Annotated in this window: 18 protein-coding genes; 6 read left to right on the forward strand and 12 right to left on the reverse strand. The window is 71.4% G+C overall.

What is annotated here, in order from left to right:
* Positions 1–58 precede the first annotated feature (58 nt).
* Positions 59–2,626 carry an aminopeptidase N gene (gene pepN, locus QSK39_RS28065; protein ID WP_285480927.1) on the forward strand — a complete coding sequence of 856 codons (2,568 nt, stop codon included), beginning with the start codon at positions 59–61 and terminating at the stop codon, positions 2,624–2,626.
* Between the two features lie 259 nt (positions 2,627–2,885).
* On the opposite strand, the gene QSK39_RS28070 is transcribed toward pepN, so the two are convergent.
* A complete protein-coding gene (locus QSK39_RS28070) occupies positions 2,886–3,374 on the reverse strand; it encodes a DUF5130 family protein (RefSeq protein ID WP_285480799.1) in 489 nt (162 codons plus the stop codon).
* On the reverse strand, positions 3,361–3,612 hold the full coding sequence (gene ctaJ / locus QSK39_RS28075) for an aa3-type cytochrome oxidase subunit CtaJ (protein WP_285480800.1): 252 nt from the start codon (positions 3,610–3,612) through the stop codon (positions 3,361–3,363). Before ctaJ ends, QSK39_RS28070 begins: the two co-directional genes overlap by 14 nt.
* A 278-nt stretch (positions 3,613–3,890) precedes the next feature.
* On the opposite strand from ctaJ, the gene QSK39_RS28080 reads away from it, so the two are divergent.
* Positions 3,891–4,262, forward strand: a complete 372-nt coding sequence (locus tag QSK39_RS28080) for a hypothetical protein (protein ID WP_284742168.1) — start codon at positions 3,891–3,893, stop codon at positions 4,260–4,262.
* A 115-nt stretch (positions 4,263–4,377) separates the two neighbouring features.
* Here the strand turns inward: QSK39_RS28080 and QSK39_RS28085 are convergent, their stop codons facing one another.
* Entirely contained in the window at positions 4,378–4,875 is a 498-nt protein-coding gene (locus tag QSK39_RS28085; protein ID WP_329044121.1) for an HNH endonuclease, read from the reverse strand.
* Positions 4,876–5,233: 358 nt separating this feature from the next.
* On the opposite strand from QSK39_RS28085, the gene QSK39_RS28090 reads away from it, so the two are divergent.
* From QSK39_RS28090 to QSK39_RS28100, 3 genes are all read left to right on the forward strand, one after another.
* Positions 5,234–6,223 (forward strand): mechanosensitive ion channel family protein, encoded by a 990-nt coding sequence (locus tag QSK39_RS28090; RefSeq protein ID WP_285480802.1) that lies wholly within the window; start codon positions 5,234–5,236, stop codon positions 6,221–6,223.
* Positions 6,224–6,366: 143 nt separating this feature from the next.
* Positions 6,367–6,750, forward strand: coding sequence for a globin (locus tag QSK39_RS28095; protein ID WP_072477289.1), 384 nt, complete (start codon positions 6,367–6,369; stop codon positions 6,748–6,750).
* Between the two features lie 58 nt (positions 6,751–6,808).
* Positions 6,809–8,359, forward strand: coding sequence for a glycoside hydrolase family 13 protein (locus QSK39_RS28100; protein ID WP_285480803.1), 1,551 nt, complete (start codon positions 6,809–6,811; stop codon positions 8,357–8,359).
* Here QSK39_RS28100 and QSK39_RS28105 read toward each other — a convergent pair.
* The 8 genes from QSK39_RS28105 to QSK39_RS28140 all read right to left on the reverse strand — a co-directional run bounded on the left by QSK39_RS28105 (position 8,356) and on the right by QSK39_RS28140 (position 22,334).
* A complete protein-coding gene (locus QSK39_RS28105; protein ID WP_285480804.1) occupies positions 8,356–8,793 on the reverse strand; it encodes a hypothetical protein in 438 nt (145 codons plus the stop codon). The two genes, QSK39_RS28100 and QSK39_RS28105, sit on opposite strands and share 4 nt — an antisense overlap.
* 54 nt (positions 8,794–8,847) lie before the next feature.
* Entirely contained in the window at positions 8,848–9,102 is a 255-nt protein-coding gene (locus tag QSK39_RS28110) for a hypothetical protein (RefSeq protein WP_285480805.1), read from the reverse strand.
* Between the two features lie 56 nt (positions 9,103–9,158).
* The gene (locus QSK39_RS28115) at positions 9,159–9,794 is read right to left on the reverse strand and encodes a DUF8010 domain-containing protein (protein ID WP_284742175.1); all 636 of its coding nucleotides are present in this window, start codon (positions 9,792–9,794) and stop codon (positions 9,159–9,161) included.
* Positions 9,787–10,206: an acyl-CoA thioesterase gene (locus QSK39_RS28120; protein WP_285480806.1), complete on the reverse strand. Its 420-nt coding sequence runs from the start codon at positions 10,204–10,206 to the stop codon at positions 9,787–9,789. Before QSK39_RS28120 ends, QSK39_RS28115 begins: the two co-directional genes overlap by 8 nt.
* Positions 10,203–15,188 carry an NAD-glutamate dehydrogenase gene (locus tag QSK39_RS28125; protein WP_285480807.1) on the reverse strand — a complete coding sequence of 1,662 codons (4,986 nt, stop codon included), beginning with the start codon at positions 15,186–15,188 and terminating at the stop codon, positions 10,203–10,205. The genes QSK39_RS28120 and QSK39_RS28125 overlap by 4 nt, the downstream gene beginning before the upstream one ends.
* Positions 15,189–15,852: 664 nt before the next feature.
* Positions 15,853–18,486, reverse strand: a complete 2,634-nt coding sequence (locus QSK39_RS28130) for a tetratricopeptide repeat protein (protein WP_285480808.1) — start codon at positions 18,484–18,486, stop codon at positions 15,853–15,855.
* Between the two features lie 16 nt (positions 18,487–18,502).
* A complete protein-coding gene (gene ettA / locus QSK39_RS28135; RefSeq protein WP_285480809.1) occupies positions 18,503–20,179 on the reverse strand; it encodes an energy-dependent translational throttle protein EttA in 1,677 nt (558 codons plus the stop codon).
* A 136-nt stretch (positions 20,180–20,315) separates the two neighbouring features.
* Positions 20,316–22,334, reverse strand: a complete 2,019-nt coding sequence (locus QSK39_RS28140) for a bifunctional copper resistance protein CopD/cytochrome c oxidase assembly protein (protein WP_285480810.1) — start codon at positions 22,332–22,334, stop codon at positions 20,316–20,318.
* A 56-nt stretch (positions 22,335–22,390) separates the two neighbouring features.
* On the opposite strand from QSK39_RS28140, the gene QSK39_RS28145 reads away from it, so the two are divergent.
* Positions 22,391–23,029, forward strand: coding sequence for a phosphoglycerate mutase family protein (locus tag QSK39_RS28145; protein WP_285480811.1), 639 nt, complete (start codon positions 22,391–22,393; stop codon positions 23,027–23,029).
* Here QSK39_RS28145 and QSK39_RS28150 read toward each other — a convergent pair.
* On the reverse strand, positions 23,003–24,163 hold the full coding sequence (locus QSK39_RS28150) for a sensor histidine kinase (RefSeq protein WP_285480928.1): 1,161 nt from the start codon (positions 24,161–24,163) through the stop codon (positions 23,003–23,005). The genes QSK39_RS28145 and QSK39_RS28150 overlap by 27 nt on opposite strands.
* Positions 24,164–24,338: the final 175 nt, after the last annotated feature.

The raw sequence follows: 24,338 nt of genomic DNA on the forward strand, positions 1-24,338 counted from the left end.
CCTTCCCCATGATTGGATGCGAGGAGTTGAAAACCGATACCAACGACCAGAGGTGCCTGTGCCCGCCCCCAACCTGACCCGCGACCAAGCCAAGCTGCGCGCGGACCTGCTCGACGTCACCGCGTACGACATCGAGCTGGATCTCACCGACGGCCACGGCGGCCCCGGCGAGAAGACCTTCGCGTCGAAGACGACCGTCCGGTTCGCCAGCGCCCGGGCCGGCGAGCGGACGTGGGTCGACATCGTCGCCGACCGCGTGCACTCGGCCACCCTGAACGGCACGGACGTCGACGTCAGCGCGTACGTCGAGGACAAGGGCATCGCGCTGGCCGGCCTGGCCGAGGCGAACGAGCTCACCGTGACCGCCGACTGCCGGTACATGAACACCGGCGAGGGCCTGCACCGGTTCGTCGACCCGGTCGACGACGGCGTCTACCTGTACACCCAGTTCGAGACGGCGGACGCGAAGCGGATGTTCGCCTGCTTCGACCAGCCCGACCTCAAGTCGGTCTACCGGCTCACCGTGATCGCCCCGGACGACTGGAAGGTCGTCTCGAACACGATGGCGGAGTCGACGGAGAAGACGCCCGAGGGCGCCGTCCGCACGGTGTTCAAGGAGTCCGAGCGGCTCTCGACCTACCTGGTCGCGCTGATCGCCGGCCCGTACGCCGAGTGGAACGACGAGTACACCGACGAGCACAAGACCATCCCGCTCGGCATCTACTGCCGCGCGTCGCTGGCCGACCACATGGACGCCGACCGGCTCTTCACCGAGACCAAGCAGGGCTTCGGCTTCTACCACGAGAAGTTCGGCACGCCCTACCCGTTCTCCAAGTACGACCAGCTGTTCGTGCCCGAGTTCAACGCGGGCGCGATGGAGAACGCCGGCGCGGTGACCTTCCTCGAGGACTACGTCTTCCGCAGCCGCGTCACCCGCTACGCCTACGAGCGGCGCGCCGAGACGCTGCTGCACGAGATGGCGCACATGTGGTTCGGCGACCTGGTCACCATGCGCTGGTGGGACGACCTGTGGCTGAACGAGTCGTTCGCCACCTTCGCGAGCGTGCTGGCCCAGGCCGAGGCGACCGAGTACAAGAACGCGTGGACCAGCTTCGCGAACATCGAGAAGTCGTGGGCCTACCGCCAGGACCAGCTGCCCTCGACGCACCCGATCGCGGCCGACATCGTCGACCTGCACGCGGTCGAGGTGAACTTCGACGGCATCACCTACGCCAAGGGTGCGAGCGTGCTCAAGCAGCTCGTCGCCTACGTCGGGCTGGAGCACTTCCTCGACGGCCTCAAGGTGTACTTCGGCAAGCACGCCTGGGGCAACGCCACGCTGGCCGACCTGCTGGGCGCGCTGGAAGAGGCGTCCGGGCGCGACCTGTCGTGGTGGAGCGCGCAGTGGCTGGAGACCACCGGGCTGAACTCGCTGAGCCCGCGCTACGAGATCGGCGCGGACGGGACGTTCACCTCGTTCGCCGTCGTGCAGTCCGGCGCGAAGCCGGGCGCCGGTGAGCTGCGCACGCACCGCGTCGCCGTCGGGATCTACGACGAGGACGGCTCGGGCAAGATCGTCCGGACCCAGCGCGTCGAACTGGACGTCGACGGCGAGCGCACCGAGGTGCCGGACCTGGTCGGGCGGCCCGCGGGCAAGCTCGTGCTGGTCAACGACGACGACCTGACGTACTGCACGATGCGGCTCGACCCGGCGTCGCTGACGACGCTGATCGACCGGGTCGCCGACATCACCGAGCCGCTGCCGCGGACGCTGTGCTGGTCGGCGGCGTGGGAGATGACCCGCGAGGCCGAGCTGAAGGCCCGCGACTTCGTCACGCTGGTGCAGCGCGGCATCCACACCGAGACCGAGGTCGGCGTCGTCCAGCGGCTGCTGCTGCAGGCCCAGACGGCGCTGAACTCGTACGCGGAGCAGGAGTGGGCGGCCTCGACCGGCTGGCCGGCGTTCACGACGCGGCTGCTGGAACTGGTCCACGCCGCCGAAGCAGGCTCGGACCACCAGCTGGCGTTCGTCAACTCCCTCGCCGGATCGGTGCTGGACGACGCGACGCTGGCCGTGGTGGCCGGCTGGCTGGACGGGTCGGCGCCGCTCGAGGGCCTCACGGTGGACACGGACCTGCGCTGGCGCCTGCTGCACGCGCTGGTGGCCCACGGCAAGGCGGACACGGCCGAGATCGACGCCGAGCTGGCCCGCGACAACACGGCGACGGGCCGCCGTCAGGCCGAGCGCGCGCGGGCGTTGCGCCCGACGGCGGAGGCCAAGGCGGACGCGTGGCAGCGCGCGGTGTACGACGACGAGCTGCCGAACGCGGTCAGCGACTCGCTCATCTCCGGCTTCTCCCACCCGGGCCAGAAGGCGCTGCTGGGTTCGTACGTCGCGCAGTACTTCGAGGTGATCGACGAGGTGTGGCAGCGGCGCTCCAGCGAGCGCGCGCAGCCGATCGCGATCGGGCTGTACCCGTCGTGGGCGGTGGCCCCGGAGACGGTGACGGCTTCGGACACGTGGCTGGAGGGCGAGCACTCGCAGGCCCTGCGGCGGCTGGTTTCGGAAGGCCGGGCGGGCATCGTGCGGGCCTTGGCGGCGCGGGACTTCGACGCCCAGGGCTGAGGCAGACGTAAAAGAGCCCCGCACCTCGGCTCGAGGTGCGGGGCTCTTCGCGTCTCTGCGTCATCAGGGCCCGTTGGGCGACTGGGAACTTCACCTGCGTGAGGCGGGTGCCGGCCGCGGCAAGGCAGTCGGAACGGACCAGCCGCCGCGACCAACCTCAAGTGTTCCCAGCGTCAACACCGGGGCGCTCAAGACCCACCCCGAACGTGCAAGAGCCCCGCACCTCGGGTTGAGGTGCGGGGCTCTTCGCGTCTCTGCGTCAGCGGGGCGCGGGGCCTGCCTGGTCGGACAGCATGCGCAGCGCGTTCACCAGGCCGTTCACCAGCCCGCGCACCAGGTCGCCCTCCTTGAAGGACGCCACCATGCTGGCGATCGCCAGCTTGGCGCCGCGGTCGGGCAGGCGGACGTAGGCCGTCTTGCCCGTCACGATCTCGATCAGGCGCTCGCCCGGGGAGACCGCGATCAGGACCGAGTTCGCCGGGTTCGACGTCGTCGCGTGCAGCTTCTCCGCCGCCGACCGGCTGTCTTCGCCCAGCTCGCCGAGGTACAGGCTGAAGTCGAGACCCGTCTCGCGGCTCGCGAACGTCAGCGCCTCGTCGAGGCGGGCCAGCTGGCGGGTGGTGAACGGGCTCGTCGGCACTTCCGGCTCGTACATCTTCGCGGCCGACACGCGGCCGCTCGACGTGAGAGCCTCGCCGTAGCCCAGTTCGGACTCGTCGACGCGCTTCGTCAGCTCACCAGTTGCCACGAGCGCCTCCTGCCGCGGTCGGGGCGCCCTCGGGCGCGCTGTTCTCGGTGGCGGCGTGGTGCCCCGCGCCGACCCCTTCGGGGTTGGCGCTCCACCACATGGCCGGGTAGTCCCAGGCCTGGCCGGACCGGCGCCGCGGGGCACCGCCGGACCTGCGCCGGAGCGTCAGCAGCCCGGCGAGGCCGTAGATGGCCAGCGGGATCACGGCGAAGACCACGATCGTCTCGACAACGTTCACGGCGCTGAGCGTATCGGATGACCTCGACGGCCACCGCGCGCGCCGCACTCGACCGTTCGTCGTAAGCCGACTGCCGTCCGCCGCTTGGCTCGCGGCGACTGGAACGTTGGGGCGAAGACCGTCGGGCCGAAAGGTTGCAACTCAACGTACAGGCGGCCGCACCCGCCGCTGTCGCCTTGTCGCAGCCTTGAAATCCTCGTAGCTTTTTCACCTGTACGGGCCTTGCGCCCCGCTCCCCAGCCCCAGCAGGTAACGCACCGGTCCCAGGAGGCCTTGCCATGAACAGCGTCCACACCCCCGCACAGGCGATCACCGAGGCCACCTCGTCACCCAGCGAAATCGAATTCGTGCCCGGAACGCGTGTGACGGCGGGCACAAGGGTTACCCGGGGTACACGCGTCACTCGCGGTACTCGCGTCACGGCGGGAACGCGCGTCACCATGGGCACCCGGGTGACGGCGGGGACACGGGTCACCCGCGGTACCCGCGTCACCCGGGGCACTCGCGTCACGATGGGCACTCGAGTGACGGCCGGCACGCGGGTCACGTGCGGCACCCGCGTCACGCGAGGCACGCGGGTCACCCGCGGCACGCGCGTCACCATGGGGACCCGCGTCACCTGCCAGAGCGACTACGCGCTCGCTGCCTGACCGCTCGTTCCAAGGCCGTACGCACTACCTGAACACGCGCAAGCACCCGGCTCGCCCCGGCCGCCGCAAGGCAGCCGGGGCGCCGTTACGTCCGGGCTCCGTCAGCCGGGGAAGATCAAGCCGCGGAGCCGAGATACGGCCGCCAGAGCGGATCGGCCTCCTTGGAGTGCGCGAGCAGCCGCCAGTGCGGGCCGTGCGGGGCGCGCGGGACGACGCGCAGGCGCCAGCCGATCTCCGAGAGCAGCCGGTCCGCCTTGCGGTGGTTGCACTTGGCGCAGCAGGCGACGCAGTTCGTCCAGGCGTGGGGCCCGCCCCGGCTGCGCGGGATGACGTGGTCGATCGTCTCGGCCCGCCCACCGCAGTAGGCGCAGCGGTACCGGTCGCGGTGCATCAGCCCGGCACGGGTCAGCGGCACCTGGGCCCGGTACGGCACGCGCACATACGTGCTGAGCCGGATCACCGAGGGCACGGGCAGCGACACCTTCGCCGAATGCAGCTCGATGCCGCCCGGATCGCCGTGCACCACTTCGGCCTTGCCACACATCACGAGCACCACCGCGCGCCGCAGCGGCAACGCGGTCAACGGCTCGAAAGTGGCGTTGAGCAGGAGCACCCGGCGCCGGCCCCAGGCCGGGGCTGCCGGATCCCGGCCTCTACTACGCTGTCCGGGCGGGCGGGTAACTCCCCCTGGGCGGTTCCCCGGCCCGGCCGGGACGGCTCCGCCGGATGCGGAACCCCCCGGATAGGCGCGCAGGACCACCTCTGGCGTCTCGGCGGCCATGGCTTGGCCGGAGACGCCGCGGGGGCTGGGTTGTCGGTCTGGCACTCGACCACCTCCAGGGGCGTAGGCATAGTCGACCACAGAACAGGCCCCCAGCGCACGTGTGTTACACGACGTGTCACATCCGCGCGACCCAACATCCACTTACAGTTGGGCTCACCGACCTGATCGGAAGGATGATCGAACTCCCGTGTCCCCCTTGCTCACCGCCGGCCAGACGCCGTGCATCAACGACGCGTCCACCTTGTGCTTCCAGGTGTTCAAGGCCACCGGCAACGAGTGGCTGGCCGGCTCGACGAACTGGCTGCTGACCAAGCCGCTGAAGATCCTGATGATCATCGTGATCGCGTTCGTCGTGCGCCTGCTGCTGCGGCGGATGATCAACCGCGTCACGACGCTCCCCCGAGGCAGCGGAAAGCTCCCCACGTTGCTGCGTCCCCTGCGCGAGCGCGCCCCCGAGGTGCTGGGCTCCGCCGTGATCGAACGGCGCCGCCAGCGCGCGCAGACCATCGGCTCGGTGCTGAAGTCGATGGCGACGTTCCTGATCTACGGCCTCGCCTTCATCCTCGTGCTGGGCGAGCTCGGCCTGGACCTCGGCCCGATCATCGCCTCCGCCGGCATCATCGGCGTCGCGATCGGGTTCGGCGCGCAGAACCTGGTGAAGGACTTCCTCTCCGGCATCTTCATGATGGTCGAGGACCAGTACGGCGTCGGCGACGTCGTCGACATCGGCGAGGCGACCGGCACCGTCGAGGCGGTCGGCCTGCGGATCACCACGCTGCGCGACGTCAAGGGCACGGTCTGGTACGTCCGCAACGGCGAGGTGCTGCGCGTCGGCAACTCGAGCCAGGGCTTCGCGGTCGCGCTCGTCGACGTCCCGCTCGGCTACACCGCCGACGTCGAGCGCGCGTCCGCCGTGCTCGGCGAGGCGGCCTTGGCCGCGACCGAGAGCGACGCGCTGAAGGACAACGTCCTGGAGCCCCCGGAGATGCTGGGCGTGGAGAGCGTGACCCCGGAAGGTCTCCAGCTGCGCCTGACCGTGAAGGTGCGGCCGGGCAAGCAGTGGGCGGTCCAGCGGGCCCTGCGCGGCCAGCTGCTGGCGGCCCTGGAGGAAGCCGGCTTCGAGCCCCCGCTCGGCCGGCTGTTCCCGAACTCCGCCCCGGTGGCCGAGAAGAAGTAGCGCTCCCGCGGCCGGGTCGTGAGATGGCTCACGACCCGGCCCGCGTGGTTACGCTGGGAAACGGGTTCGCGACCTTCCGGCGAGGAGCGGGACCGGGCGTCGGGAACCCGCACCCGGAAGGCAAAATGGAAGGCGTGTCAGCAGTGAGCGAACCGGCGAACCTCTACGAAGCGGTGGGCGGCGAACCCACGTTCCGCCGGATCGTCGCGCGCTTCTACGAAGAAGTCGCGCGAGACGAGATCCTGCGCCCGCTCTACCCCGAGGAGGACCTCGGGCCGGCCGAGGAGCGCTTCCGGCTGTTCCTCATGCAGTACTGGGGCGGCCCGCACACCTACTCCGACCGGCGCGGGCACCCGCGGCTGCGGATGCGGCACGCGCCGTTCAAGATCGGGCCGATCGAGCGCGACGCCTGGCTGCGCTGCATCCGGATCGCGGTCGACGAGGAGAACCTCGAGGAGCCCTACCGCGGGCAGCTCTGGGCCTACCTGGAGATGGCCGCCCACAGCATGATGAACAGCTTCGTATGAGAGCTGTAACCCCCGGGGCTTCGCCCCGAGCCGGGGGCTCCGCCACCCGGAGCCCCCGATGAGCAGCCGAGCCTGGTGGCGCGATGCCGTCTTCTACCAGGTCTACGTGCGCTCGTTCGCCGATTCGGACGGCGACGGCGTCGGAGACCTGGAAGGCATCCACTCCCGGCTCGGTTACCTGGAGCTGCTGGGCGTCGACGCGCTGTGGCTGACGCCGTTCTACCGGTCCCCGATGGCCGACCACGGCTACGACATCGCCGACCCGCGTGACGTCGACCCGATGTTCGGCACCCTCGGCGACTTCGACGTGCTGCTGACCGAGGCGCACAAGCGCAACATCAAGGTCACCGTCGACGTGGTGCCCAACCACACCAGCAACCAGCACGCCTGGTTCAAGTCGGCGATGGCGGCCGCGCCGGGCAGCCCGGAGCGCGACCGCTACATCTTCCGCGACGGCGTCGGCCCGAAGGGCGAGGACCCGCCGAACAACTGGGTCAGCGCGTTCGGCGGGCCGGCGTGGACGCGGGTGCCGGACGGGCAGTGGTACCTGCACCTGTTCGCGCCGCAGCAGCCGGACCTCAACTGGGCCAACCCGGAGGTCGCCGCCGACCTCGAACGCACCCTGCGCTTCTGGCTCGAGCGCGGCGTCGACGGCTTCCGCATCGACGTCGCGCACGGCATGGCCAAGCCGCCCGGCCTGCCGGACATGGACCCGCGTGCCGACGCGCTCGGGCCCAGCCACTACTACGACCCGCGGTGGGACCACGATGGCGTCCACGAGATCCACCAGATGATCCGCAAGGTGCTCGACGAGTACCCGGAGGCGATGGCCGTCGGCGAGATCTGGGTGACCGACGAGGAACGCCTCTCCCGGTACCTGCGGCCCGACGAGCTGCACCTGGCGTTCAACTTCCGGCTGGTGCTGACCCACTTCGACGCCGACGCGATGCGCACGGCCATCCAGCGCTCCCTGACGGTGCCGGCTCGCACGGGGGCGCCCGCGACCTGGACGCTGGGCAACCACGACGTCTGGCGGCAGGTCAGCCGCTACGGCGGGGGCGCGGCGGGCGTGCGCCGCGCGCGGGCGATGGCGCTGGTCGAGCTGGCGCTGCCCGGCACGGTCTACCTGTACAACGGCGAAGAGCTGGGCCTGGCCAACGTGGACATCCCGGTCGCCGAGATGGCCGACCCGCGGGCGAAGACCAGCGGAGCCGAGTTCGGGCGGGACGTCTCGCGAGTGCCGCTGCCGTGGGAAGGCGACCTGCCGCCGTTCGGGTTTTCCCGCAACCCGCGGACGTGGCTGCCGATGCCCGGCGAGTGGGCCGAGCTCACGGTCGAGAAGCAGATCGAAGACGCCGACTCGACGCTTTCGCTGTACCGGCAGGCGATCGAGCTGCGGAAGACGCATCCGGCGTTCGACGGCGACGAGCTGGAGTGGTACGGCGCCCCGGCGGGGTGTTTCGCGTTCCGCCGCAAGAGCGGCGGTCTGGTGTGCGCGCTGAACACGTCGGCGTCGCCGATCGCGCTGCCGCCAGGCGAGGTGCTGCTGTCGAGCAGCCCGCTGGTGGACGGGAAGCTCCCGGCGGACGCGGCTGCCTGGCTGGTTTAGAGCGGCACCCACCGGCCGGGCTTGACGACCTCGGCCGCCTCCGGCGCCACGCCCCGCGCGATCTGGTTGACGCGCTGGTGCGACAGCCCGACCAAGTCGGCGATCGCCCGCTGCGGGATCTGGCCGTTCAGCGTGGCGACCAGGCGGGCGCGGACCCCTTCACGCCACTGCGCGACCTCTTCGGCGAGCCGGTCCGCCTCCTGGTACTGCAGGACGAGGTCGGTCGCGTCCGCGTCGTCGAACTCGTAGCGCCAGCGGAGGTGGAACCGCTCGGCCGGGAGGCCCGTCAGGTTCGCGATGATCTTCCGCATGCCGGGGTCGACGTCGACGAACTGCTTGAATTCACCCGCGGCGTCGTCGAGTCCGTCGGTCACCTTCGCGGTCCACAGACCGGCTTCGCGGGTCACGGCCACGGTGAACGCCGGGAACCTCATCAACTGGCTCACCTCCGGGAAGGCGCGGACTGTAACCAATCGGTCACGAGGCTGTCAACTGCTCTGGTCACCGGAGCCGGAGCCGTCGTCGAAGGCGCCGCTCGCCAGCCACGCCACGAGCGCCGCGGCCTGGAGGTAGGGCGCCGCTTGGGCGGCCGCCCGGCCCGCCGCTCGCGTGCGGCCCCACCTCTCAGGACGCTCGGCGCGCTCCGGCGCCTGCTCCCCCGGCGGACGCTCGCGACGCCAGGGCGTCTCCTCCGCGCGGACTTCGTCGAGGAAGTCCGCCGTCGGGTCGTCGTCCGGGGGCATGTGCACCAGCGTGCCACCGAAAACCGGCGCACGCCCGCGACACAAGGATTCCGTAATCAGAACAGCAGCGGCAGCAGCGCGTGCCGGCGCCGGACGATCGCGCCGTAGCGCGCGTCCAGGCGCAGCCACGAGTCCGTCGCCGTCACGCGGACCACGTCGCCGTCCACGTCCGAATCCACGAACCCCATGCCGGACATCGCGAACAGGCAGCGCATCTGGACCTTGACCTCGACCGTGCCGCCGCTGACCGTCAGCACCGCCTGGTCCATCAGCGACGCCGGCGGGTTGCCGTGCGGGCCGGCGTTGTCGCGCGCCAGCGTCACGCCGCGGTCGGCCAGGTCCGACACCACCCGGGCGGGCAGCTCGTCGACCAGCTGCCACGGCCCGGACGGCGGCAGCTCGCCGTGCCAGAGAAGATCACGCGCCGGGCCCGGATCCATCCGCGGCCCGCCCGCCACCGTCAGCGCCGCCAGCAGCTCGTTGCCGGACACCGTGACGTCGCCGGGGGTGACGTCACCGGCCACCGCGCGCGTGGCCAGGCACTCGAACGGCGTCGCCGTCCAGGCCTCGACCACGCCGTCGCCGCGCTGCCGCAGCCGGACGGCCGTCTGGCCGTCCAGCCGGACCGCGCGGGCGACGAACGCACCGAGGGTCTCCCGGTCCGCCGCGTCCGGCACGAAAAGCTCAGGCATCCGCGAACCCCTGCTTCAGAAACTCCGACTCGGGCGGGCTGAGCCTACGCGGCCGCAACGCGACCGTGTCGTACGGCGCCAGCACCGTCTCCGCGGTGACCGCCACCGGGTCGGACTCGGCCGGCCCGGTGTGCACGCGGTAGGCCAGCCGGAAGCTCGCCGCGCGCAGCTCCGTCAGGTCGATGTCCACGCGGAGCTCCTGCCCGGACACCACGATCGGTGCCTTGTAGGCCACCTCCAGCTTGACGACGACGATGCCCTTCGGCAGCTCCTCGAGCCCCGCCTCGACGGCGCCCTTGAACAGCAGCGGGATGCGGGCCTCTTCGAGCAGCGTCACCATCTTCGCGTGGTTGATGTGGCCGTAGACGTCCATGTCCGTCCAGCGCGGGCGGACGTGCGCAACGTAGGTCACCGCACCGTGCTCCGGATCTGCCGGGCCGCCACCGAAAGCGTCGCGAGGTCGAGCCGGCCGGACTTGGTGATCTCGTCCAGCGCGACGCGGGCCCGCTGCAGCCGGGACGCGTTCGTCTTCTCCCACTGGGCGATCTTGGCGTCCCCGCTGCTGCCCGGGTCGCTGTGCTTCAAGGCGTCCAGCGTGATCGCCCGCAGCGACCCGTAGACGTCGTCACGCAGCGAAAGCCGGGCGAGCGCGTGCCAGCGGTTGCCGCGTTCGAGCGCGCTGATCTCGGTCAGCATCTTGTCGACGTCCAGGTGCGCCGACAGCGCGTAGTACAGCTCCGCCGTCTCCGCCGGGCTGTGCGGGGCGTCCACGCCGACCTGCTGCTCGGCGAGTTCGGCCACCTCGGTGACGTCGAGCAGGCCGTAGGTGTGCAGCAGCAGCGAGACGCGGCGGGCCAGCTCCTCGGGCACGTTCGCGGCGATCAGCTCTTCCACGTGCTTCTGCACCGACTCCGCCTCGCGGCCGCGGAGCAGGTCGCCGATCTTGGGCACGAGCTTGCCCAGCACCCGGCCGAAGCGCTTGATCTCCGACAGCGGCGCCAGCGGCTGCGGGCGGTTGGTGAGGAACCAGCGCGCGGCCCGGTCGAGCAGCCGCCGCGTCTCCAGCACCATCGCGTCGGCGACGTCGGTGTGCACGACGTTGTCGAGCGCGTCGATCTCCGTCCACAGGGCCGGCAGGTCGAACACCCGCGTCACCACCGCGTACGCGCGCACGGCGTCGGTCGCCGTCGCGTTCATCTCCTCCATCAGCCGGTAGACGAAGGAGATGCCGCCGCCGTCGACGACCTCGTTGGCGATCATCGTGGTGATGATCTGGCGGCGCAGCGGGTGCTCGCCGATCGCGTCGGAGAACCGCTCGCGCAACGGCTTCGGGAAGTAGTCGGACAGCCGGCCGGCGAACACCTTCGAGTCGGGCAGGTCGCTGGCCAGCAACTCGCCCTTCAGCTCCAGCTTGACGTGCGCGAGCAGGGTCGCGAGCTCCGGGGACGTGAGGCCCTTGCCCGCCTTCTCCAGCTCGCGGAACTCGGAGTTGCTCGGCAGCGCTTCGAGCTTCCGGTCGAACGCGCCCGCGGCCACCAGCGCCTGGACCTGGCGCGCGTGCACCGACAGCATCGGCGCGGCGTGCGCCCGGCTGACGCCGAGGACGGCGTTCTGCCGGTAGTTGTCGTCGAGCACCAGCGCGCCGACCTCGTCGGTCATCTCCGCCAGCAGCTCGTTGCGCTGGGCCTCCTCGAGCTTCCCGGTCTGCACCAGGTGGTCGAGCAGGATCTTGATGTTGACCTCGTGGTCGGAGCAGTCGACGCCGGCCGAGTTGTCCAGCGCGTCGGTGTTGATCTTGCCGCCGGACCGGGCGAACTCGATCCGGCCCAGCTGGGTCAGGCCGAGGTTGCCACCCTCGCCGAAGACCTTGACGCGCAGCTGCTTGCCGTCGACGCGGATGGCGTCGTTGGCCTTGTCGCCCGCGGCGGTGTGGGTTTCGGTCTCCGCCTTGACGTAGGTGCCGATGCCGCCGTTCCAGAGGAGTTCCACCGGCGCCAGCAGGATGGCCTGGATCAGGTCCATCGGCGCCAGCGCGGTGACCCCTTCGTCGAGCCCGAGGGCTTCGCGGACCTGCGGGCTGATCGGGATCGACTTCGCCGAGCGCGGGTAGATCCCGCCGCCCTCGCTGATCAGCGAGCGGTCGTAGTCGTCCCACGAGCTGCGCGGCAGGTCGAACAGCCGGCGGCGCTCGGCGAACGTCGAGGCGGCGTCCGGGTTCGGGTCGAGGAAGACGTGCATGTGGTTGAACGCGGCGACGAGCCGGATGTGCTCCGACAGCAGCATGCCGTTGCCGAAGACGTCGCCCATCATGTCGCCGATGCCGACGACGGTGAAGTCCTCGGTCTGGGTGTCCTTGCCCAGCTCGCGGAAGTGCCGCTTGACGCTCTCCCAGGCACCCTTCGCCGTGATGCCCATGGCCTTGTGGTCGTAGCCGACCGAGCCGCCGGAGGCGAACGCGTCGCCGAGCCAGAAGCCGTACCGCGCGGACATCTCGTTGGCGATGTCGGAGAACTTCGCGGTGCCCTTGTCGGCCGCGACGACCAGGTACGAGTCGTCGGCGTCGTGCCGGACGACGCCCGGCGCGGGCACGGTCTTGCCCTCGATCCGGTTGTCGGTCAGGTCGAGCAGGCCGGAGATGAACATGCGGTAGCAGGCGATGCCCTCGTTGAGCTGGGCGTCGCGGTCGATGCTCGAGTCACCGGTCGGGGCCGGCGGCATCTTCACGACGAAGCCGCCCTTCGCGCCGACGGGCACGATCACGGCGTTCTTGACCGCCTGCGCCTTGACCAGGCCGAGGATCTCGGTGCGAAAGTCCTCGCGGCGGTCCGACCAGCGCAGGCCACCGCGCGCGACCTCGCCGAAGCGCAGGTGCACGCCCTCGACGCGCGGCGAGTAGACGAAGATCTCGAACCGCGGGCGCGGCTCGGGCAGGTCGGGCACGCCGGCCGGGTCGAGCTTGATCGCCAGGTAGCTGCGCGGGGCCCCGTCGGCGTCGGTGACGTGGTAGTTCGTCCGCAGCGTGGCCCGGATGACGGCCATCAGCCGGCGCAGGATGCGGTCCTCGTCGAGGCTGGTGACCTCGTCGATCATCGCGCTCAGCTCGCTCGCCAGCGCTTCGGTCGCGGCCTCGCGGTCGGCGTCGCCCAGCTGCGGGTCGAAGCGGGCCTCGAACAGCCTCAGCAGCTTCGTCGCGACCTGGGTGTGGTTCAGCAGCGTGTTCTGGATGTAGTCCTGGGAGAACGCGCTGCCGGCCTGGCGCAGGTACCGCGAGTAGGCGCGCAGCACGGCCGCCTGGCGCCAGGTGAGCCCGGCCCGCAGCACGAGGCCGTTGAGCCCGTCGACCTCGGCGTCGCCGCGCCAGGCGGCCTCGAAGGCGTCCTGGAAGCGGTCGCGCAGCGCCGTGATGGCTTCGGCGTCCGGCTTGGCCATCACCTTCTGGTCGATGCGCAGGCCGAAGTCGTAGATCCAGCACGCGCCGCCGTCTTCGCGGTGCAGCTCGTACGGCCGCTCGTCGACGACCTCGACGCCCATCGCCTGCAGCACCGGGAGCACCTTCGACAGCGTGACGCCCTCGCCACGCAGGTAGAGCTTGAACCGGCGTTCGCCGGGCTCGGCGTCGGCGGGCAGGTAGAACGACAGCGCGAGGTCGCCCTCGTCGGTCAGCGAGTCGAGCGCGCGAAGGTCGGCGAGTGCCTCTTCGGCGGAGAAGTCCTCCCGGTAGCCCTCGGGGAAGACACTCGCGAAGCGCTGGCCCTGTTCGGTCGCCGACTCCTCGCCGAGGACGCCGACGGCGACGCCGCCGTCCGAGCGCTCCCGGCGTTCGTCGAGGACCGCCTCGACCATCCGGTCGTCCCAGCTGCGGACGGCGTCGTTCAGCCGGTCCTGGATCCGCGGGGTGTCCGGCTCCAGCCGGCGCGTGGGATCGGTGTGGACCATGAAGTGCACCTGCGCGAGGACCGTCTCGCCGATGCGGGCGCTGTATTCGAGCTGGGTGCCTTCGAGCTCTTCCAGCAGGACTTCCTGCATCGCCAGCCGCGACCGCGTCGTGTAGCGGTCCTGCGGGAGGTAGACGAGGCAGGAGTAGAAGCGGCCGTACGGGTCGCGGCGCAGGAACAGCCGCAGCCGACGGCGGTCCGACAGCGTGATCGCGCCGGTCGTCGTCGAGTACAGCGAGTCGGTGTCGGCGGAGAACAGGTCGGCACGCGGCCAGTTCTGCAGGACTTCGAGCATCCGCTGGCCGGAGAAGGACTCCATCGGGAACCCGGCGCGGTGGATGACCTCGCGGACCCGCTTGCACACCACCGGGATGTCGAGGACGTTCTCGTGCAGCGCGGTGGTGGTGAACATGCCGAGGAAGCGGTGCTCGCCGGTGACGGTCCCTTCGGCGTCGAAGGTCTTCACGCCGACGTAGTACGGGTAGACCGGCCGGTGCACGGTCGAGGGCGCGCTCGCCTGCGTCAGCACCAGCAGCGTCGGCGAAAGCGCGGACGCGGCGGTGTCCGGGCCGGCGGTGAGGCCGCGGGCGGCCAGGCTGTCCTGGCGCAGCACGCCGAGCCCGGAAGCCAGCACGGCGCGCAGGGCCGGGTCGTCCGAGTCGGGGTGCGGGTTGTCGACGAGCTCGTAGCGTCGGTAGCCGAGGAACGTGAAGTGGCCGTCGGCCAGCCAGCGCAGCAGGCGGGCGCCTTCGGCGACCTCGGCCTGGGGCAGCTTCGGCGGGTCGGTTTCGAGTTCGCTCGCGAGCTGGCAGGCCGTCTGGGCCATCTTCTCGGCGTCCTCGACGACCTCGCGGACGTCCCCCAGGACGCTGGAGAGGCGGTTGTCGAGCTCACGGGCCCGGTTCGGGTCGGTGACGAAGTCGATCTCGATGTACATCCACGACTCGGCGGCCGAGTTCGCGGGCGGCTCGCCCGGGTCGGCGTCCGGGTGGACTTCCTGCAGCTCGCCGGTCAGGTCGCGGCTGACGACGACGATCGGGTGGACGATCCGCTGCACCTGCACGCCGTCCCGGGCGAACTCCGCGGCGATCGAGTCGACGAGGTAGGGCATGTCGTCGGTGACGACCTGCACGACGGTGGCTTCGCGCGCCCAGCCGTCTTCGGCGACGGTGGGGTTCAGCAGCCGCACGGCCGGGCGGCCGGGCATCCGGGACTTGGCGAGCTGCAGGTGCGAGCGCACCGCGCCGACCAGGTTGACGGCCTCGTCGCCGACGATCTCTTCGGCCGGGATGTGCCGGTAGTAGAGCCGGATGAGCTCCCCGATCTCCGGCGCCAGGCCGGCGGCGGCGTCGATCAGGTCGTCCCTGATCTGCTCCGGGCTGGCCGGGGAGCGCTGACCGAATTCGGGTTCGGTGTCGGCTCCGGTTCCGGGTAGGGACGAGACTCCGGTCGAGCTCATTTGAGGCAACTCTCCAGTATTCGTGAGGTGGCACCGCGCCGTTTCGGCGTTGAACCGGACTACCCCACACTAATGCGCCGCGATCGGGGATCACATGAAGACCCGGGGGTTCCCCAGACCCGGAAAACCCTTCCGGGCCAGCGAATTCGCGTGATCGGTCAAGCTACTGACGGGTTGCGTTCGGAGGCTCCGCGCGGCGCTGACCAGCCGGGGTCGGCGGGCGTTACCCGACGTAGGGCCAACATGATCGGTTCAGCTGAGGACCGCCGGAGCCGTTCGGCGAAGGTTGTCGGCCGGTCGGCGACACCGGAGTGCGACGGACGCCACTGTCCGCGGGCCTCCGACAGGTCGGCGACGAATAGGGGGGTCTCGCCGACGCGGGGTGGGCCGGGGTGCGGTGCGGAGTGGGCGAATCCGGCAATTCGGCGACGGGTCCGGGTGGTTCGGCGCGAGGGCTTCGCGAAGTGAAACGGGGACGGCGGGCGAGGGTCGGCGGGCTTGGCCAGTCACCCAGCCGGGCCGAGCGGCGCGGGGGTGCTCCGCCGCCACCTTGGATGAGGTGTGCAAGGCACCAGCCGGGCCGCCACTCGGGCTTGGCGCCGCGCGGTGCTCCGCCGCTACCTCGGATGAGGCATGCGAGACACCAGCCGGGCCGCGACTCGAGTCAGTCGCCCGAGCCGTGGCGGCGGGAGTCGGGGACCTCGGCTCCGTGGCCGTTGCGGCCGTGACCGTTGCGGCGGCCCGTGTCCTTCGAGCCCAGCTGCTTGACCAGCGCCGCCGCGCTCGCCGTGCCCGCCTGGTGCTCGGCCAGTGCGCGGGCCAGCAGGTCCGCCAGGCCCGCGTCCGGTGGGGGCTCGTCCTCCGCGATGGCGCGCGCGTAGCTCTCCGGGAACGGGGCCGTCGCCGGGGTCCAGTGGCCGAAGTCCTCCATCGGCTCCAGGGACGGCGGCATCCGCAGCCGCGGGAGCCAGGGCTCGGCTTCGTCGCGGTAGTCCGGCACCGACGGCGGCTCGTCCTCGGGCCGCGGCGGTGGCGCCAGCTCCGGCTCGGCGCGCTCCCGGCGCGGGCTGTCGTCGGCGCGGGTCTCCGCGTCTTCGGCGCGGCGACGACCGCCGCTCGCGCCGCCCGACGACGAGATGCCCAACCGGTCCAGCACCGACTGGGCGGCCTCGGAACCGTGCTCGGCGTCGTGGCGGGTCGACGGCTGTGGTTCGCGCCGCGGCTCCCGCTCGGCGGCTGGCTCGGGCGCGAGCGGCAAGGCCGGCGTGATGCGCGTGGGCGCCGACTCGCGTTCGGCGGCGGTCTCCCGCAGCCGCGCTTCGGCCAGGGCCGCCCAGGAGAACTTGGGCTTCTCGATCTCCTGCGGCGCGGGTGGCTCGGGAGCGGCGGCCCGGGTCTCGGCCGGTTCGGCCCGGCGCTCGGGCGCGGTGCGGACTTCGATCGGCTCGGCGGGGAGCTCCGGCGCGCGCCGGCGTCCGGACGGTGGCGCTTCGGCGGGTTCCGGCGCGGCCGGGATCGGCCGCGCCTGGCCGGGCGACTCGCGCCGCCACGGCGGGTCGGCGGGCGCCGACCGCACCTCGATGGGCTCCGGCCGCTGAGGCTCGACGGAATCAGGCCGACGAACCGGCTCGGCCGAAGCCGACCGCACCTCGATGGGCTCCGGCTCACGCCGCGGGGATTCAACGGGCTCAGACCGACGCACCGGCTCAACCGAGGCCGACCGCACCTCGATGGGCTCCGACTCATGCCGTGGGGGTTCGGCAGGCTCAGACCGACGCACCGGCTCACGCCGCGGAAGTTCGACAGACTCGGACCGACGCACCGGCTCGACCGAAGCCGACCGCACCTCGATCGGCTCCAGCCCACGCCGCCCCGTCGGCTTCGCCTCGGCCGGCTCCGGCCGCCGCCGCTCGACGGCCACCGGCTCCGGGCGCACGCGTGGCTCCGCGGGCTCGTCCCGCACCGCCGGCATCAACGACGTCTCGGCCGCGTCGGCGGTCACGCGCGGCCGTTCGAACGACCACGCGGGCGCCGGCTGCCGCGGCTCGGGCTTCGGGGTCTCCTCGCGGCCGAACGACCAGCCCGGCGTCCGCGGCGAAGGCTCCGGGACCGCCACCACTTCGGCCACGACGGGAATCGGCCGCGACGGCACCGCCTTCAGCACCTCGTCGAGGTCGACCGACGCCGGCTCCCCCGTGCCGAACTCGCCGGCCAGCACACCGCACGCCTGCCGCCGGGCCCGCGCGTGGAGCTGCTCGGCCGCCCGCGAACGGTACAGGCACGCGATGGCTTCTTCGGGCTGCCCGAACCGCTCCTCCAGCTGCGCCAGCTCCAGCCACAACCGCGCGGTGACCGCGGACAGCCCGTGCCGGTCGGTGCTCGCCACGGCTTCGCGGACCAGCTCGATCGCCGCTTCGCCCGACCCCGAGGACAGGTGGATCCGGGTCGCGACGGCCAGCCGCAGCCAGCCCATCGGCGCGACCCCGGCCGCCCGCACCGGCTCGGCCAGGACCGGCTCGGCGATCTCGTACGCCATTTCGGCGTCGCCGCGGTCGAGCAGCGTGCTCACCAGCAGCAGCACGAGCCGGATCCGGACGAGGCCGCCGTCGTCGGCCGGGTTGTCCAGCTTCTCCAGGAAGCCCAGGCCGGTCCGGGCCGCGTCGGCCGCCGCGGTCAGGTCGCCGTGGCGACGCCGGTGCGCGGCCGTGCCGACGCGCAGCAGCGCCCGCACCAGCAGCTGGGTGTCGGCGCTCAGGGACTCGTCGCCGAGGACGAGCTTGTCCGCCTCGACGAGCGCCCGGTCCAGCTCGGCCTTCCGGCCCAGCAACCCGAGGCAGCCGACGAGGTGGGTCAGCGCGGCGGCGCGGTGCACCGGCGAGACGACCGGATCGGTGAGCACCGGCCGGAGCGCGGCGAGCCCGGTCAGCGGCACGCCCAGGCTGCGGGCGCACACGGCGAGGTCGATGCGCAGCCGGGCGGCGATGTCGCCGTAGCCGGCGTGCTCGGCCGCGCGCAACGCCGCGACCGCCCGCCCGACCGTGCCCGGCCGCTCGCCGAGCCGGACGCGCGCGGACACGACCAGGCTCTCGGACCGGATCCACTGCTCGTCGGCGCCGGCGGCTTCGGACAACGCGGCCGCGCGCTCACCCAGGACGAGCGCTAGCTCGGGCGCCCGCAGGTGCAGGGCGTCCGCCCGCTCGATCAGCCGGCCTACTGCGGAGAGGGTTCCCCCGGCATTGGCGGCGCGCCCGCTCTCGTGCGAGAGCGGGCCCGTCCGGTGCTGCTTGCTGGCTTCCACGGGGAAACCCGCCCCCTCAGTCGCGGGTCAGCTTGCGGTGGGTGACACGGTGCGGGCGGGCGGCCTCGGCGCCCATCCGCTCCACCTTGTTCTTCTCGTACCCTTCGAAGTTGCCTTCGAACCAGAACCACTGCGAGGGGTTCTCGTCGGTGCCTTCCCAGGCCAGGATGTGCGTCGCGACCCGGTCGAGGAACCACCGGTCGTGGGAGATCACGACGGCGCAGCCGGGGAACTGCTCCAGCGCGTTCTCCAGCGAGCCCAGCGTCTCGACGTCCAGGTCGTTCGTCGGTTCGTCGAGCAGGATCAGGTTCCCGCCCTGCTTGAGCGTCAGCGCCAGGTTGAGCCGGTTGCGCTCACCACCGGAGAGCACGCCCGCCGGCTTCTGCTGGTCCGGGCCCTTGAAACCGAACGCGCTGACGTACGCGCGCGACGGCATTTCGGTCTGCCCGACGTGGATGTAGTCCAGCTCGTCGGAGACGACCTGCCACACGGTCTTCTTCGGGTCGATCCCGCCGCGGTTCTGGTCCACATAGGACAGTTTGACCGTCTCGCCGATCTTGACCACACCATCGTCCGGCTCCTCGAGCCCGACGATGGTCTTGAACAGTGTGGTCTTGCCGACGCCGTTCGGGCCGATCACGCCGACGATGCCGTTGCGCGGCAGGTCGAACGACAGGCCGTCGATGAGGACGCGGTCGTCGAAGCCCTTCTTGAGCTTCTCGACCTCGACCACGACGTTGCCCAGCCGCGGGCCCGGCGGGATCTGGATCTCTTCGAAGTCGAGCTTGCGGTGCTTGTCCGCCTCCGCCGCCATCTCTTCGTAGCGGTCGAGCCGCGACCGGGACTTGGTCTGGCGCGCCTTGGCGTTGGACCGCACCCACTCGAGCTCGGTCTTGAGCCGCTTCGCGAGCTTCGCGTCCTTCTTGCCCTGGACCTCGAGGCGCTCGCGCTTCTTCTCCAGGTACGTCGAGTAGTTGCCCTCGTAGCCGACGACGCGGCCGCGGTCCAGCTCCATGATCCACTGGGCCACGTTGTCGAGGAAGTACCGGTCGTGGGTCACGGCCAGGACGGCGCCGGCGTAGCGGGAGAGGAACTGCTCCAGCCACAGGACACTCTCGGCGTCCAGGTGGTTGGTGGGCTCGTCGAGCAGCAGCAGGTCCGGCGCCGACAGCAGCAGCTTGCACAGCGCGACGCGGCGGCGCTCACCCCCGGAGAGGTGCGAGACGCCCTCCTCCGGCGGCGGGCAGCGCAGCGCGTCCATCGCCTGCTCGACGGTCGAGTCGAGCTCCCAGGCGTCGGCGTGGTCCAGCTCCTCCTGGAGCTGGCCCATCTCCTCCATCAGGGCGTCGCTGTAGTCGGTCGCCATCAGCTCGGCGATCTCGTTGTAGCGGTCGAGCTTGGTCTTGATCTCGCCGAGGCCCTCCTCGACGTTCCCCCGGACCGTCTTCTCCTCGTTGAGCTCCGGCTCCTGCATGAGGATGCCCACGCTCGCACCGGGCTGGAGGAACGCCTCGCCGTTGCTGGCCGTCTCGATCCCCGCCATGATCTTGAGAACGGTGGACTTACCGGCACCGTTCGGCCCGACCACGCCGATCTTGGCGCCGGGGTAGAACGCGGTGCTGACGTCGTCGAGGATGACCTTGTCCCCGACGGTCTTGCGCACCTTCTTCATGGTGTAGATGAACTCGGCCATACCGACGATCGTAGAGCGCACCTGATCGCGACCCGACGCCGGTCACCGTCGGACTACCGAAAGTCAGGCCGGGGTCACCGAAACCGTCGTTTTGCCCGGCTCCGGACAAGGCTGACCCTCAACCGGAAGTCGAGAGTCAGTCCGCCCGCTTGCCGTCGGCGAGGTTCTTCAGCATCGCGTTGTAGGCGTTCAGCTCCTCGTCGCCGGTTGCCGCTTCGCGCCTGTCCCGCCGCTTCGCCTCGCGCTCGTCCTGGCGTGACCACTGCACCAGCAGCGCGATCAGCACCAGCAGCACGGGGAGCTCGCCCGACGCCCAGGCGATGCCGCCGCCGAGCCGCTGGTCGGTGAGCAGGTCGGGCACCCACGGCAGGTGCAGCTGGCTGTAGAACGCCTGCCCGATCACGGTCTGGGTGCTCATCAGGATCACGCCGAAGAACGCGTGGAACGGCATGGCGGCGAACATCATGCCGAGCCGGCCGAGGTACGGGATCCGCCGCGGCGCCGGGTCGACGCCGATCACCGGCCAGTAGAAGACGTACCCGGCGAGCAGGAAGTGCGCGTTCATCGCCAGGTGCGCCCAGTGGTAGTTCAGCGCGTTGTCGAACAGGCCGGAGAAGTACAGCGCGTAGAACGAGCCGACGAACAGCAGCAGCGCGACCACCGGGTGGGTCAGGAACCGCGACACCGGGGAGTGCACGAACGCGACGATCCATTCGCGCGGTCCCGGCGGTGCGTCCTTGCCCGCGGCCGGCAGGGCGCGCAGCGCGAGCGTCACCGGCCCGCCGAGCACGAACAGCACCGGCGCCACCATCGACAGCAGCATGTGGTTGCCCATGTGCACGCTGAACATCGCGGGGGCGTAGCGGCCGATGCCGGACGACGTCGCGATCAGCAGCACCACGCAGCCGACGATCCAGGAGACCGTGCGGCCGACCGGCCAGGAGTCGCCGCGGCGCAGCAGCCGCTGCACCCCGGCGAGGTACAGGCCGCCGAGGACGAGCGCGAGGGTGCCGTAGACCAGGTCGAAGCGGGTGTCGAAGAGCAGCCGCCACACCGTCGGCGCGCCGTCGAGGTTGTAGCCGATCAGCAGCTCGGTGGTGGACGGCTGGGTGACCGCGTCCGCCGGTGGCGGCGTCCTGGCCAGCCCGGACGCGATCCCGATCGTGACGAACATGATCAGGATCTCGACCGCGGCCAGCCGCATCAGCTGGCCGCCGCCCTTGCCGTCGACGAGGTCCGGGATGCCCTTCCGGCGTTGCTGGTGGCCGAAGACGCCGAGCAGCAGCAGGGCGACCGTCTTGGCGACGACCAGGAGGCCGTAGTCGGTCGTGAACAGGTCATTGAAGCCGATCCGCACCAGTGCGTTCACCACGCCGGAGATCGCCATCACGATCCAGCACACCAGCGCCAGGCGCGAGAACCGCTGCGCGGCCAGGCTCAGGTGGTTCCCGCGGCGGTAGCCCAGTGCCAGCAGGGCGATCAGCCCGCCGACCCACAGCGACGCGGCGACGAGGTGGAACAGCAGGCTGTTGGTGGCGACGTCGTGCGAGCCGCCGCTGGCCGAGTGCCCGGTGACCGCGACCGGCACCAGCCCGCCGACGGCCAGGAAGAACAGCACCGCCGTCCAGCCCCACGACAGCGCGAGCCGGCAGCCGAGCGCGACGAGGATCGCGATCAGCGCGGTCCACAGCCAGGCCTTCGGCTGCTCGATGGCGCCGACGAGGTCGAGCAGGGTCTGCGGGTCCAGGACCTCGCCGAACGGCTTCCCGGCGGTGTCCGCGGCGGTGAAGGCGACCGAAAGCAGGGCCGCGCCGAACCACACCCAGGCGGCGATCCCGGCCGCACGGAGCGCGCCGTAGCCCTCCGGGCCGAGCGTGCCGGACTGCTGCGGCGGCACCAGGAACGCGGCCAGCAGCAGCGAGCCGACGCAGATCACCGACGCGGCCTCGGACAGCACGCGCATGACGGTGATGCCGTACTTGGTGACCAGCCCCGGATCCGGCAGGCCGGCGATGACGTAGCCGGCCCCGCCGGTGAGCGCGATCAGCCCGATCGCGACGACGGCGGCCAGCAGCACGCCGACCGCGAGCAGGGGCAGCACACTGGCCCGGCGACGCGTGGGGACGCCGGATTTCGTCACGGGCTCGCTGGACACGCCCCAGAGGGTATGCCCAGCCCCGGTCAGGCCCGTGTGACGGGCAGGATGGGAGCGTGAAGATGATCCTCCTGCGGCACGCCGAGTCGCTCGGCAACGTCGACGAGCTCGCCTACACGCGGATCCCGGACCACGCCCTGCCGCTGACGGACCAGGGCGAGCGGGAAGCGCTTGCCGCCGGGCCGGAGATCGCCCGGCTGCTCGGCGGCGCGCGGCCCGCCGTCTACGTCAGCCCGTACCTGCGGACGCGGGAAACGTTGCGGCTGCTGGACATCGAGGCGTCGTGCGAGCGGCTGCTGCAGGAGCCGCGGCTGCGCGAACAGGACTGGGGCAACCTCCAGGACCCGGCCGAGCAGGAGCTCCAGAAAGCGCGGCGCAACGAGTTCGGGCACTTCTTCTACCGGCTGCCGTTCGGCGAGTCGGGCGCCGACGTCGACGACCGCGTCGCGGGGTTCCTCTCCGACCTGCGCCAGCGCGACGAAGGTCACCCGGACACGGTCCTGATCGTCTCGCACGGGCTCACGCTGCGGCTGCTGTGCCGCCGTCTCTTCGGCTGGAGCATCGAGCTGTTCGAGTCGCTGGAGAACCCGAAGACCTGCGAGTACCGGGTCCTCGAGGAGCAGGACGGCAAGTGGACGCTGGACCGCCCGTTCACGCAGTGGCGGGACTCACCCGACGGGGAAACGCAGCTCTAACGGCGCGGTCAGCACGACGCGGGTGCCCTGGCCGGGCGCCGAGTCGATGCGCGCGGTACCGCCGATCTCGGCCAGCCGGGCGTGGATCGAGTTCTCGATGCCGAACCCGGCTCGGCGCACGCCGGTGTCGAAGCCGGTCCCGTGGTCGCGCACCGAGACGGTGACGATGCCGTCGTGCTCTTCGAGGCACATGACGGCTTTGCCCGTCTTCGCGTGCTTCAACGTGTTTCGCAGCGCTTCGCGAGCCGCGTCGTGCAGGGAGTTGACGACGCTTTCCGGGACGTCGGTGGGCTTCGCGAGCGAGACGAGGTCGACGCGCAGGCCCTCCGCCGTCATCTCGACCGCCAGCGCGCCGAGGCGGTGCTCGAGGCCGCCCGGCTCCGTGGGCGCGTCGCCGTCGAGGCTGAGCCGCAGGCGCAGGGCGTGCGCGCGGGCGATGCGGCGGACCTGGTCGAGACTGCCCACCGGGTCGAGGCCGTCGCGGGGCGCCGGCAGCGCGAGCGACTCCATCACCTGCAGGACCGTGTCGTGCAGGTCGCGCCGGTACCGCTCCCGCTCGGCGGCACGGCCTCGCTGCTCCCCCAGGCGGTGGGCGAACCGCATCGCCCCGGCGACGAGCACGACGATCGCCAGCGCCGTCGCGGCGGCCGCGACCAGGGCGAGCACGATCCACGTCGCGGGCGCCGACGTGCCGGACACCACGGCCATGCCGTAGCGCAGGAGCACGGCGCCGGCGATCGCGATCGCGCCGGACGGGGCGCCGCGCAGCAGCGTCCAGACCATGACCGTGCCCATGATGTTCGGCCAGGTCAGGGCGAGCAGGCCGGGTTCGTGCGCGGCGAAGATCGCCGCGGCGACGCTCGTGACGAGCGTGTACGCGGTGTCGGCGGCGAGCACCGGCCGGATGCCGGTGCTGCGGTGGAAGACCCAGGCGACCTCGGCCAGGTTCGGCACGAGGTAGAGCACGATGGCGAGGCCGAGCACCGGAGCGCCCAGCGGGCCGCCGGCCCAGACCGCTTGCAGGAACAACGCGAGCCGGAACGCGACCGGCACGAGCACGAGCCTCGGCACCGCCCCTTGCACGAGCGGGATCCCGGCTCCGCCGGCGAGCGCCCCCGCGCCGCCGAGCAGCACAACCCTCACGACGTCCTCCCCGGGTCAAGGCCCCTACCCTGACCAGCCCACCTGAACTCGTAACGTCGGTGCATTCATTTCAGTTTACGACGCGCTCAGCTTGCCCCGCCCGGTTCCGCACTGTCAACGGGGCTTCGGCGATAGGGGCCGTATGCGAAAGAGACGCTGCCCGGCA

The organism is Amycolatopsis sp. NBRC 101858, from assembly GCF_030269325.1.
GTDB lineage: Bacteria > Actinomycetota > Actinomycetes > Mycobacteriales > Pseudonocardiaceae > Amycolatopsis > Amycolatopsis ponsaeliensis.